Annotated in this window: 6 protein-coding genes and 3 rRNA genes; all 9 read right to left on the bottom strand. The window is 67.8% G+C overall.

Annotated elements, in window-relative coordinates:
- Positions 1-28: 28 nt before the first annotated feature.
- Positions 29-145: ribosomal RNA gene (gene rrf, locus QOZ89_RS38675) — 5S ribosomal RNA — on the bottom strand.
- A 94-nt stretch (positions 146-239) separates the two neighbouring features.
- Positions 240-3,348, bottom strand: a 23S ribosomal RNA gene (locus QOZ89_RS38680).
- Between the two features lie 389 nt (positions 3,349-3,737).
- Positions 3,738-5,244 (bottom strand): 16S ribosomal RNA (locus tag QOZ89_RS38685).
- The 16S, 23S and 5S rRNA genes sit together here, the layout of an rRNA operon.
- Before the next feature lie 480 nt (positions 5,245-5,724).
- Positions 5,725-6,627, bottom strand: a complete 903-nt coding sequence (locus QOZ89_RS48455) for a DNA-3-methyladenine glycosylase (RefSeq protein ID WP_491677108.1) — start codon at positions 6,625-6,627, stop codon at positions 5,725-5,727.
- Positions 6,628-6,689: 62 nt separating this feature from the next.
- Positions 6,690-8,159 carry an argininosuccinate lyase gene (gene argH, locus QOZ89_RS38695; protein WP_312629022.1) on the bottom strand — a complete coding sequence of 490 codons (1,470 nt, stop codon included), beginning with the start codon at positions 8,157-8,159 and terminating at the stop codon, positions 6,690-6,692.
- 339 nt (positions 8,160-8,498) lie between these two features.
- Positions 8,499-9,194 carry an arginine repressor gene (argR, locus tag QOZ89_RS38700; RefSeq protein WP_241841485.1) on the bottom strand — a complete coding sequence of 232 codons (696 nt, stop codon included), beginning with the start codon at positions 9,192-9,194 and terminating at the stop codon, positions 8,499-8,501.
- A 124-nt stretch (positions 9,195-9,318) separates the two neighbouring features.
- On the bottom strand, positions 9,319-10,308 hold the full coding sequence (argF, locus tag QOZ89_RS38705) for an ornithine carbamoyltransferase (protein WP_071046791.1): 990 nt from the start codon (positions 10,306-10,308) through the stop codon (positions 9,319-9,321).
- 61 nt (positions 10,309-10,369) lie between these two features.
- On the bottom strand, positions 10,370-11,608 hold the full coding sequence (locus QOZ89_RS38710; protein ID WP_083418121.1) for an acetylornithine transaminase: 1,239 nt from the start codon (positions 11,606-11,608) through the stop codon (positions 10,370-10,372).
- Positions 11,605-12,687: an acetylglutamate kinase gene (gene argB / locus QOZ89_RS38715; RefSeq protein WP_312629030.1), complete on the bottom strand. Its 1,083-nt coding sequence runs from the start codon at positions 12,685-12,687 to the stop codon at positions 11,605-11,607. The genes QOZ89_RS38710 and argB overlap by 4 nt, the downstream gene beginning before the upstream one ends.
- Positions 12,688-12,865: the final 178 nt, after the last annotated feature.

Below are 12,865 nucleotides of genomic sequence, written 5' to 3' on the forward strand. Positions count from 1 at the left end.
GGGGACGACGGGCCTTCCGTCAATGATTGTTCGGCGGTGACCTACTCTCCCACCCGGCCTCCCGAGCAGTACCATCGGCGCTGGAGAACTTAGCTTCCGGGTTCGGAATGGGACCGGGCGTACCCTCTCCGCCAAAACCACCGAAACACTATCGAGTTATCGACACCACTCCCCCCACGGCGAGTGGGGGGTGGTCTGCCGTTCCTCGGGAACCGCACAGTGGACGCGTAGCATCTTTGTAGGACAAGCCCTCGGCCTATTAGTACCAGTCAGCTCCACACATTGCTGTGCTTCCACATCTGGCCTATCAACCCGATCATCTCTCGGGGGCCTTACCAGGTTAACCCTGTGGGAGACCTCATCTCGAAGCGAGCTTCCCGCTTAGATGCTTTCAGCGGTTATCCCTTCCGAACGTAGCCAACCAGCCATGCCCCTGGCGGGACAACTGGCACACCAGAGGTTCGTCCGTCCCGGTCCTCTCGTACTAGGGACAGCCCTTCTCAAGACTCCTACGCGCGCGGCGGATAGGGACCGAACTGTCTCACGACGTTCTAAACCCAGCTCGCGTACCGCTTTAATGGGCGAACAGCCCAACCCTTGGGACCTACTCCAGCCCCAGGATGCGACGAGCCGACATCGAGGTGCCAAACCTTGCCGTCGATATGGACTCTTGGGCAAGATCAGCCTGTTATCCCCGGGGTACCTTTTATCCGTTGAGCGACGGCGCTTCCACAAGCCACCGCCGGATCACTAGTCCCTGCTTTCGCACCTGCTCGACCCGTCGGTCTCACAGTCAAGCTCCCTTGTGCACTTGCACTCGACACCTGATTGCCAACCAGGCTGAGGGAACCTTTGGGCGCCTCCGTTACTCTTTAGGAGGCAACCGCCCCAGTTAAACTACCCACCTGACACTGTCCCTGATCCGGATCACGGACCCAGGTTAGACATCCAGCACGACCAGAGTGGTATTTCAACAGTGACTCCCCTGAAACTGGCGTCTCAGGTTCACAGTCTCCCACCTATCCTACACAAGCCGGACCGAACACCAATATCAAGCTGCAGTAAAGGTCCCGGGGTCTTTCCGTCCTGCCGCGCGTAACGAGCATCTTTACTCGTAGTGCAATTTCGCCGAGTCTGTGGTCGAGACAGCAGGAAAGTCGTTACGCCATTCGTGCAGGTCGGAACTTACCCGACAAGGAATTTCGCTACCTTAGGATGGTTATAGTTACCACCGCCGTTTACTGGCGCTTAAGTTCTGAGCCTCGCCCCGAAGAGCTAACCCGTCCCCTTAACGTTCCAGCACCGGGCAGGCGTCACTCCGTATACATCGCCTTACGGCTTCGCACGGAGCTGTGTTTTTAGTAAACAGTCGCTTTCCCCTGGTCTCTGCGGCCCCCACCAGCTCAGACAGCATGTGTCATCACCGGTAGTGGCCCCCCTTCTCCCGAAGTTACGGGGGCATTTTGCCGAGTTCCTTAACCACAGTTCACTCGATCGCCTCGGTATTCTCTACCTGACCACCTGTGTCGGTTTCGGGTACGGGCGGCCCTGGCACTCGCTAGAGGCTTTTCTCGACAGCATGGGATCATCCACTTCGCCACAATCGGCTCGGCATCACGTCTCAGACACATGCCAGGCGGATTTGCCTACCTGACGTCCTACACGCTTACCCCGGGACAACCACCGCCCGGGATGGACTACCCTCCTGCGTCACCCCATCGCTTACCTACTACCCACCAAGATCCCCACCACCGAGGCAACCCGAAGGCCACCACGACAGAAGGTTAGTACAGCAGGGTTCGGTACTGGCGCACCAGCGCCGGTACGGGAATATCAACCCGTTATCCATCGACTACGCCTGTCGGCCTCGCCTTAGGCCCCGACTCACCCTGGGCGGACGAACCTGCCCCAGGAACCCTTGGTCATCCGGCGGACGGGATTCTCACCCGTCATTCGCTACTCATGCCTGCATTCTCACTCGCGTGGCATCCACGGCTGGGTCACCCCGCCGCTTCACACGCCACACGACGCTCCCCTACCCACCCACACACCTGAACCACCCCCAAAGGAGACAGTTAGGCAAACATGTGAGTGCCGCAGCTTCGGCGGTACGCTTGAGCCCCGCTACATTATCGGCGCGGAATCACTTGACCAGTGAGCTATTACGCACTCTTTCAAGGATGGCTGCTTCTAAGCCAACCTCCTGGTTGTCTGTGCGACTCCACATCCTTTTCCACTTAGCGTACGCTTAGGGGCCTTAGCTGGCGATCTGGGCTGTTTCCCTCTCGACTACGAACCTTATCGCCCGCAGTCTCACTGCCGCGCTTCACTTACCGGCATTCGGAGTTTGGCTGAGTTCAGTAAGCTTGTAGGCCCCCTAGCCCATCCAGTGCTCTACCTCCGGCAAGAAACACACGACGCTGCACCTAAATGCATTTCGGGGAGAACCAGCTATCACCGGGTTTGATTGGCCTTTCACCCCTACCCACAGCTCATCCCCCAGTTTTTCAACACTGGTGGGTTCGGTCCTCCACACGGTCTTACCCGCGCTTCAACCTGGCCATGGGTAGATCACCCGGCTTCGGGTCTTAGACATGCGACTGAAACGCCCTGTTAGGACTCGCTTTCGCTACGGCTACCCCACACGGGTTAACCTCGCCACACACCGCAAACTCGCAGGCTCATTCTTCAAAAGGCACGCCGTCACCAGACCGAAGCCCAGCTCCGACGGATTGTAGGCACACGGTTTCAGGTACTATTTCACTCCCCTCCCGGGGTACTTTTCACCTTTCCCTCACGGTACTAGTCCGCTATCGGTCACCAGGGAGTATTTAGGCTTAGCGGGTGGTCCCGCCAGATTCACACGGAATTTCACGGGCTCCGTGCTACTTGGGATACAACTCGGGAGGCGCCATGTTTTCGTCTACGGGGCTGTTACCCGCTACGGCGACCCATTCGCATGGTCTTCGACTAACACGACGCTTTATAACTCCCTGACAGTTCGGCAGAACCATCCGAGCCGTCCCACGACCCCTGTTCCGCAACGCCTGCCGGCTATCACACGAAACAGGTTTAGCCTAGATCCGTTTTCGCTCACCACTACTCACGGAATCACGGTTGTTTTCTCTTCCTGCGGGTAATGAGATGTTTCACTTCCCCGCGTTCCCTCCACACACCCTATGAGTTCAGGTGCGGGTGACAGGACTTAGCATCCTGCCGGGTTCCCCCATTCGGAAATCCTCGGATCACAGCTCGGTTGACAGCTCCCCGAGGCATATCGCAGCCTCCCACGTCCTTCATCGGCTCCTGGTGCCAAGGCATCCACCGTGCGCCCTTAATAACTTGGCCACAAAGATGCTCGCGTCCACTGTGCAGTTCTCAAAGAACGGACGACCCCAACCCCACACCCAGACCGCCACCCCACCCGGGGCCGATGTCTGGAAGGACTGGTCCGTACCGCAGCCAACCCCCGAACCCCCCCCACAAGAGGAAGGACCCGGGGGTCGATGGCCACCGAAGAAACGATTTCCGCTCCCTCAGGACCCAACAGCGCACCACACGAAACCGCCTCCCCACCAGCCGGCACGTTCCACCCCCACCCCGAAGGACAGGGAGTACTAGCCACCACCTGGCCGCAGGACGGCCTCTGAAGTCAGCATTCCACGCCACTGAGCTAACCAGCCCGGCATGCACAGCCAGGAACCGGCCCCGCGGACAAACCACGGGATGCTCCTTAGAAAGGAGGTGATCCAGCCGCACCTTCCGGTACGGCTACCTTGTTACGACTTCGTCCTAATCGCCGGTCCCACCTTCGACGGCTCCCTCCACAAGGGTTAGGCCACCGGCTTCGGGTGTTACCGACTTTCATGACGTGACGGGCGGTGTGTACAAGGCCCGGGAACGTATTCACCGCAGCAATGCTGATCTGCGATTACTAGCGACTCCGACTTCACGGGGTCGAGTTGCAGACCCCGATCCGAACTGAGACCGGCTTTTTGGGATTCGCTCCACCTCGCGGTATCGCAGCCCATTGTACCGGCCATTGTAGCATGTGTGCAGCCCAGGACGTAAGGGGCATGATGACTTGACGTCGTCCCCACCTTCCTCCGAGTTGACCCCGGCAGTCTCCTATGAGTCCCCGACATAACTCGCTGGCAACATAGGACAAGGGTTGCGCTCGTTGCGGGACTTAACCCAACATCTCACGACACGAGCTGACGACAGCCATGCACCACCTGTACGGGACCCCTAAGGACCCACCATCTCTGATGGATTTCCCCGCATGTCAAGCCCTGGTAAGGTTCTTCGCGTTGCATCGAATTAAGCCACATGCTCCGCCGCTTGTGCGGGCCCCCGTCAATTCCTTTGAGTTTTAGCCTTGCGGCCGTACTCCCCAGGCGGGGCGCTTAATGCGTTAGCTGCGGCACGGAGGCCGTGGAAGGTCCCCCACACCTAGCGCCCAACGTTTACGGCGTGGACTACCAGGGTATCTAATCCTGTTCGCTCCCCACGCTTTCGCTCCTTAGCGTCAGTTCCGGCCCAGAGACCCGCCTTCGCCACCGGTGTTCCTCCTGATATCTGCGCATTTCACCGCTACACCAGGAATTCCAGTCTCCCCTACCGGACTCTAGCCTGCCCGTATCGACTGCAGGCCCGGGGTTGAGCCCCGGGTTTTCACAGCCGACGCGACAGGCCGCCTACGAGCTCTTTACGCCCAATAATTCCGGACAACGCTTGCACCCTACGTATTACCGCGGCTGCTGGCACGTAGTTGGCCGGTGCTTCTTCTGCAGGTACCGTCACTTGCGCTTCGTCCCTGCTGAAAGAGGTTTACAACCCGAAGGCCGTCATCCCTCACGCGGCGTCGCTGCGTCAGGCTTTCGCCCATTGCGCAATATTCCCCACTGCTGCCTCCCGTAGGAGTCTGGGCCGTGTCTCAGTCCCAGTGTGGCCGATCGCCCTCTCAGGCCGGCTACCCGTCGTCGCCTTGGTGGGCCACTACCCCACCAACAAGCTGATAGGCCGCGGGCCCATCCCAAGCCAATAAATCTTTCCACACCACCAGATGCCCGAAGGTGTGAATATCCGGCATTAGCCCCGGTTTCCCGGAGTTATTCCAGAGCCTGGGGCAGGTTGCCCACGTGTTACTCACCCGTTCGCCGCTGACCCGAAGGTCCGCTCGACTTGCATGTGTTAAGCACGCCGCCAGCGTTCGTCCTGAGCCAGGATCAAACTCTCCATCGATGCTCTAAAACTCCCTCGATGGGAGAAACCCCGACAAAATATGGACACAGATCCGTAGATCGTCCATCAAATGCCAAAGGAACCTTACAAACCCCCACAGACAACACCAGCACCAGACCATCCAGGCCCGACACCAGCACCACCCGCGGAACGGGGTCAAAATATGGCACTGACTTCTATGGCACGCTGTTGAGTTCTCAAGGAGCGGACGCATGAACCAGATCCACACCAACGGTGTGGACACCGGCGCTTTGACTCGCTGATCAGAAGACCAGATGGATCGTGTCAGCCTGCTCCGATTGCTCGGCGACCGCCACGTTCGGCGTCCCCTTCGGGATGCTCCCGGCGCTAGCTGTCGGATCCGCTCGAACCTCACATGTGAGGCTCGGCGTTCCGCCTGTTCCGGCGCCGTGTAGAGAACATTACGGTCGAGCGGCGGCAAGCGTCAAACGCAGACGACCAAAATCGATGTGAGCTGTGTCACAGCATCGGCGACCCGACTGGACGATGTTGGCTGGTATGGGAGTCTGGTTGGCCGGGCTTGGTCCGCATCCCACTACGGCGATGGGACTTCGGCGGATCGCCTAGGCTTCGGCCGCCTTCGGACCGCCGGCCGTCTTCCGCTCGTCCAACGGCTTGGGGCTGCCCAGCGGCATCGGGCCCGCGGGGCGCCGGGGCCCGATTGCTCACCGTCGGGTTCCCCGCCAGCCACAGCCGCCACGGCAGGTCGTGGGCCGCCCGCACGCCGACGCGCGGTCCTGTCAGCACGCTGCCGATGCCGCCCTCGGCCCCTGGGCCCGGCCCCTGCTCGACGATGATCGGTCCGCCGCCCGTCACAGGCGAGCCGGTCAGGGATCCGTCGACGCCCAGCACACGCGCCAGGCGGCCGGGGCCGCGGGCGAGGTCCCGATCGGTCAGCCGGGGCGCACGCGCACGCGCCACGTCCAGCCCGTCCAGGACCTCGCCGGCGCGCACCAGCACCGCGGCCGCCCAGCCGGCCGGCTCGCAGACAAGGTTCAGGCACCAGTGCATCCCGTAGATGAAGTACACATATGCCCGCCCGGGCGGCCCGAACATCACCTCGGACCGCGGCGTCGGTCCGCGCGCGGCATGCGAGGCCGGATCGTCCGTCCCGCCATATGCCTCGACCTCGGTGAGCCGCACGCGGACCGGCCCATGCCGGACCGTCGCGCCGAGCAGGTCCCGCGCCACGGTCAGCACGGGCCGGACATAGAACTCCTCAGGCAACGCCCGCCCGGCGGGTGTGGCCGCCGGCGGCTCACCTGCCGGCGGCTCGGTCTGCCCTGTCCGCGCTGTCTGCCCCGCCGGCACCGGCGACCCCGGTGCCGGCCCAGGCGACGTCGCCGGGCCCAGCCGCGCCACGGCGGCCTCCGGCACCGCCTGAGGGGCGCCGTCAGGGCGCGGCCCGGCGCCCGGGCCGGTCGTCAGCCGACGCCCCACGCCCGGTCGGCGGCGAGCGTGCCGCGCAGAGCCGCGATCTGGTCGCGCACCCGCGCCGGCGCGGTCCCCCCGGGCGCAGACCTGGCATCGAGGGCCCCCGCGACCGACAGCACCGCCCGCACGTCGGGCGTCAGCTCGGGGCTGATCTCGGCCATCCGCTCGTCGGACACCTCGTGCAGGTCGACCCCCTCCACCACGCACCAGGCGACCAGCGCGCCCACCGCCTCGTGCGCGGACCGGAACGGCACCCCGCGCCGGACGAGGTACTCGGCCACGTCGGTGGCCAGCGAGAACCCGTCCGGCGCCGCGGCGGCGAGCCGCTCGGCCCGCACCTTCATGGTCGCCACCGTTCCCGTCACGGCCGGCAGCACGACGAGCAGGGTGTCGACGGCGTCGAACACCGGCTCCTTGTCCTCCTGCAGGTCACGGTCGTACGCGAGCGGCAGGCCCTTCAGCGTCGCCAGCAGGCCGGCGAGGTGGCCGATGAGCCGGCCGGACTTGCCCCTGGCCAGCTCGCCGACGTCGGGGTTCTTCTTCTGCGGCATGATCGAGCTGCCGGTGGCGAAGGCGTCGTCCAGTTCCACCCAGGCGAACTCTCGGGTGGTCCACAGCACCAGCTCCTCGCCGAGGCGGGACAGGTGTACGCCGATCATCGCCGCGGCGAAGAGGAACTCGGCGGCGAAGTCGCGGTCCGAGACGGCGTCGATCGAGTTGGCGAACGCCCGGTCGAAACCGAGCTCGGCGGCGACGCCCTCGGGGTCCAGCGGCAGCGACGAGCCGGCCAGGGCACCGGCGCCGAGAGCGCAGACGGCCGCCCGGCGGTCCCAGTCACGCAGTCGGTCCACGTCGCGGGCGAACGCGTGCACGTGGGCGAGCAGCTGATGGCCGAACGAGATCGGCTGGGCGTGCTGAAGGTGGGTCATCCCGGGCGCCGGCGTGTCGACGTGCGCCTCGGCGACGTCGACGAGGGCCTCGGACAGGCCGGTCACGGCCGCGGCGACCTGGCGGGCGGCCGCGCGCAGGTAGAGGCGCAGGTCGGTCGCGACCTGGTCGTTGCGGCTGCGGCCGGCGCGCAGCTTGCCACCGAGGGTCCCGAGCCGCTCGATCAGGGCGCGCTCGAGCGCGGTGTGCACGTCCTCGTCCTCGACGGTGGGCAGGAACCGCCCGGCCGCGACGTCGGCGGCCACCTCGTCGAGCGCGCCGAGCATCGCGGCGAGCTCGACCTCGTCGAGCAGCCCGGCGCGGTGCAGCACCCGGGCGTGTGCCTTCGACGCGAGCAGGTCATACGGGGCGAGCCGCCAGTCGAAGTGCACGCTCACCGAGAGCTGCGCGAGTGCCTCAGCCGGCCCGCCAGCGAACCGCCCGCCCCACAGCCGCAGCGGCGCTCCCCCGGCCTCGCTGGCCTGGCCGGCCTCCCGCGCCGTCTCGCCCGGGCTGCCGCCGGTCGTCTCCACCTCAGTTGCTCCCTACGTCACGCGACTGCCTGCGTCGCGGCCTCGTCTGTGTCTCACGGCGTCTCACGGCGCTCGTGTCTCACGGCGCCGCGTATAGCGCGTGTCACGTCGATCGGCGTGACACGGACGTTCGTACTCGTGGCTGCCCTCGTCGCCCGGCCGCTGACGGTGACCAGCAACCCGTGACCAGTAACCAGTAACCGATGACCTCGGCCGACGTCTACCTGGCCGGATGGGTGCGTTCGCGCCGACCGCTCGACGCGCCGCCCCGTGTTGCCCGGTCAGGGCCGTCCGGGCCAGTACGGCTCCGGTGGGTCACGCCCGGCCTACCGTCTGGCGTCAGTTCACGCGGGTGGGGGCACGCTCCAGGCGCTCGCGCGTCCCCGGTGGCACCGGCACCGATACGGATCCGCCGGCCGGCGGATCCTCCTCGTCGTCCCCGCCGAGCCGGCCACGGCCCTCGGCGAGCCCGAGCAGGCGGGCGGCCAGCCGGGGCCCGGTCGGCACGGCCGCCGCCGCCGGCGCGGCCACCACCGTCGGCTCCAGCCCGCCGCGGGCCGCGGCCGGCTCGTCCTCGCCACCGGCGGGCGGCGCGAGCGCCCGGCAGACGACGAGGACCGTGTCATCGCCGGCGATGGTGCCCATGACCTCCGGCAGCGCGGCGCGGTCCAGCGCGGACGCGAACAGCTGCGCGGCGCCCGGCGGGGTGCGCAGCACGACGAGGTCGCCGTTGGCCTCCGCCGACACCAGCAGGTCCTCGCACAGCCGGGACAGCGGCAGCCGGACCGTCTCGGCCGGCGCGAGCCCCGCGTCGACCGTGTAGACGAGGGTGCCGTCCTGGCCGCGGACCTTGGTCGCGCCCAGCTCCTCCAGGTCGCGCGACAGCGTCGCCTGGGTCACCCGGACACCTTCGGCCGCGAGCAGCCGGGCGAGCTCGGTCTGGGAGCGCACCGGGTGCGCCGCGACCAGCGCGGCCAGCCGTGCGTGCCGGGCGCGTTTGGTCAGCGGCGCCGCCGGCCTCGTGCCCGATGTCATAGCACCCCTGTAGTCGTCACGATGGAGTCGGTCGCGGGGGGACCCGCCGCGAGGATGCCGGAGCCTCGACGATGCCGCGGCCTCGCGGCCATGAGGCGTGCGGCCATGAGGCTGTTTCCCGATGTCAGACGGCCGCCCCGGCGACGGTCGTCGAGGGCGCGGCGCCGTTCGGGCCGCCCGCGCCGCCGGGGCCCGCGAACAGGAAGCCGAGCAGTGCCTTCTGGGCGTGCAGGCGGTTCTCGGCCTGGTCGAAGACCACCGACCGCGGCCCGTCGATCACTGCGCCGGTGATCTCCTCGCCGCGGTGCGCCGGCAGGCAGTGCATCACGATCGCGGACGGCCCGGCCGCGGCGACGAGCGCCTCGTTGATCTGGTACGGCCGGAACGTGTCGACGCGGCCGGCGGTGCTCGGTTCCTGGCCCATGGACGTCCAGACGTCGGTGTAGAGCACGTCGGCGCCGTCGGCCGCCGCGCGCGGGTCGTTCAGGACCTCCACGGCGCCACCGGTACCCGCGCCGATCTCGGTGGCCTGGCGGACGACGTCCGCGTCCGGTTCCATGCCCGGCGGGGTGGCGATCCGGATCCGCATCCCGGCCATCGCGCCGGCGAGCAGCAGCGAGTGCGCGACGTTGTTGCCGTCACCGACATAGGTCAGCGTCACGCCGGCCAGCGAGCCGAACGCGCCGCGGATCGTCTGCAGGTCGGCGAGCGCCTGGCAGGGGTGAGTGAAGTCGGACAGCGCGTTGACCACCGGCACGGAGGCAGCGGCGGCCATCCGGTCGACCCGCTCCTGGCCGAAGGTGCGGATGACGATCGCGTCGACGTAGCGGGACAGCACCCGCGCCACGTCCTCGATGGACTCGCGCTGGCCCAGCTGAACCGTGTTGGCGTCCAGGACGACCGGATGGCCGCCGAGCTCGGCGACGCCGACCTCGAACGACACCCGGGTGCGGGCCGACGGCTTCTCGAAGATCAGCGCGACCGACGCGCCGGCCAGCGGGCGGCCGGCGGCCGGGGAGCGCCGCGTCGCCTTCAGCCGGTCGGCGGAGTCCAGCACCGACGCCTGCTCGGCGGGCGTCAGGTCGCTGTCCAGGAGAAAGTGGCGGATCGTCATGGGCTGACCTTACGGTTCGGGCGCCGACTGAACGCCGGCTGGATCTTGGGCCCCTTCGGCATCAGGAGGCCTGTTCCGCCCCGGCGGTGGCGATGCCGGGCAGGGCCGCGAGGAAGGCATCGGCGTCGGCGTCGGTGAGCACGAGCGGCGGGGCGAGCCGGACGGTGCTCGGCGCGATCCCGTTGACCAGGAAGCCGGCGGCACGGGCCGCGGTCTCGAAGGCGCCGGCCGTCGGCGTCGACAGTTCGATCGCCCGCCACAGGCCCGCGCCACGCACCCCGGCGACACCCGGAACGCCCGCCGCCGCCGCGGCCCGGATGCCGTCGGCGAGCCGCTCGCCGACCCGCGTGGCCGACGCCAGCAGCCCGTCGGACTCGATGGTGTCGAGGACGGCGAGCGCGGCCGCGCAGACGACGGGGCCGCCGCCGAAGGTGCTGCCGTGCTCGCCGGGGCCCAGCAGGCTCCCGGCTGCGCCGAGGCCGACGCAGGCCCCGATGGGCAGCCCGCCGCCGAGCCCCTTGGCGAGCGTGAGGACGTCGGGCAGGACGCCCTCGTGCTGGTGGGCGAACCAGGCCCCGGTCCTGCCGATGCCGCTCTGCACCTCGTCGAGGACCAGCAGCGCCCCCGTCTCGTCACACAGCGCTCGCGCGGCGGCCAGGTAGCCGGGCGGCGGCGGGATCACGCCGGCCTCGCCTAGCGTCGGCTCCAGGAACACCGCGGCGGTGCGCTCGCTGATCGCGTCCTTCAGCGCCGCGGCGTCGCCGTATGGGACGAACCGCGCGCCGGGCAGGAGCGGCTCGAACGGCGCCCGCTTGCCGGGCTGGCCGGTGATCGACAGTGCCCCGAGCGTCCGGCCGTGGAACGAGCCGTCGGTAGCGATGATCTCCGTGCGGCCCGTCTTGCGGCTGATCTTGATCGCGCACTCGTTGGCCTCGGCGCCGGAGTTCGCGAAGAACACCCGGGCGTCCGTGCCGACCAGGGCCACCAGCCGCTCGCCGAGCAGCACCTGCGGCTCGTTGACGTACAGGTTCGACGTGTGGCCGAGCTGGGAGAGCTGGGCGGCGACGGCCGCCCCGACGGCCGGGTGGGCGTGGCCCAGGGCGGACACGGCGATCCCGGCGAGGAGATCGACATACTCCCTGCCGTCGGCGTCCCACACCCGGGTGCCCTCGCCGCGGGTGAGCGCTACGACCGGCCGGCCGTAGGTGCCCATGATGACCTTGTCCCGCCGGTCGAACAGATCGGGCCCGGCCGCGCTGACGGCGTCGGCGGCCGGCGGGACCGCGGTGGTCGTAGTCACTGGAGGCCTCCGGTCTTGGTGGTCATGGTCGGCGCGGTCGCGGCTGGCATGGTCGCGGCTGGCATGGTCGCGGCTGGCATGGTCGCGGCTGGCATGGTCGCGGCTGGCATGGCGGGCCGGGGCATCGCGGCGGGATCCGCCCCCTTCGCATCCGGGGTGATCAGGGTGCCGACGCCCTCGTCGGTGAAGATCTCCAACAGGACGGCGTGCGGCACCCGGCCGTCAAGCACGTGCGCCTGCGGCACGCCGCCCTGGACGGCGCGCAGGCACGCCTCCATCTTCGGGATCATCCCGGCGGTGAGGCTGGGCAGCAGCGCCTCGAGCTCGGTGGCGTCCAGCTCGCTGATCACCTCATCCGAGTCCGGCCAGTCGGCATAGAGGCCGTCGACGTCGGTGAGCACGACGAACTTGGCCGCGCCGAGGGCGACGGCGAGCGCCGCGGCCGCGGTGTCGGCGTTGACGTTGTAGACGCCGCCGTCCTCGCCGCGGGCGACCGTCGCCACCACCGGGACCTTGCCCGAGTCGAGCAGCGCGTTCACCGTCTCCGGAGCGACCTCGACGACGTCGCCGACCAGGCCGATGTCGACCTCCTCGCCGTCGACGATCGCGCCGCGGCGCCGGGCGGTGAACATGTTCGCGTCCTCGCCGGACAGGCCGACGGCGAACGGGCCGTGGTTGTTGACCAGGCCGACGACGTCCCGGTTCACCTGGCCGACGAGCACCATCCGGACGATCTGCATCGTCTCCGGGGTGGTGATCCGCAGCCCGCCGGCGAACTCGGACTCCACGCCCAGCCGGTTCAGGTGCGCGGTGATCTGCGGGCCGCCGCCGTGCACGACGACGACCCTGATCCCGGCCAGCCGCAGGAACACCACGTCCTCGGCGAACGCCTCGCGCAGCGCCGGCGTCGTCATCGCGTGGCCGCCGTACTTGATCACGACGGTGGCGCCGTGGAACCGGGCGAGCCAGGGCAGGGCCTCGACGAGCACCCTGGTCTTCGGCAGCGCCGCGTGCCCGCGCGCCCGCGCCGGCCCGCCCGCCCGCGCCGCCGCGCCGCCGGCGCCGTCCATAACCGTCATGACCCCTTCTTCCAGAAACCTGTCTTTTTCTTCCAGAAACCTGTCTTTCGCGCTTACCCCATGTCTTCGCGGAGTCCGGCACGGCGCAAGGCCGCAAGCGAAGCGAAGCGGACTTGTGACGGGCCGGACGGAGCGAAGACCGTGAGCGGAGTCCGTGCACGGCCCGGAGGTCACGACC

The sequence above is a fragment of the Pseudofrankia coriaricola genome (assembly GCF_032027725.1).
GTDB lineage: Bacteria > Actinomycetota > Actinomycetes > Frankiales > Frankiaceae > Pseudofrankia.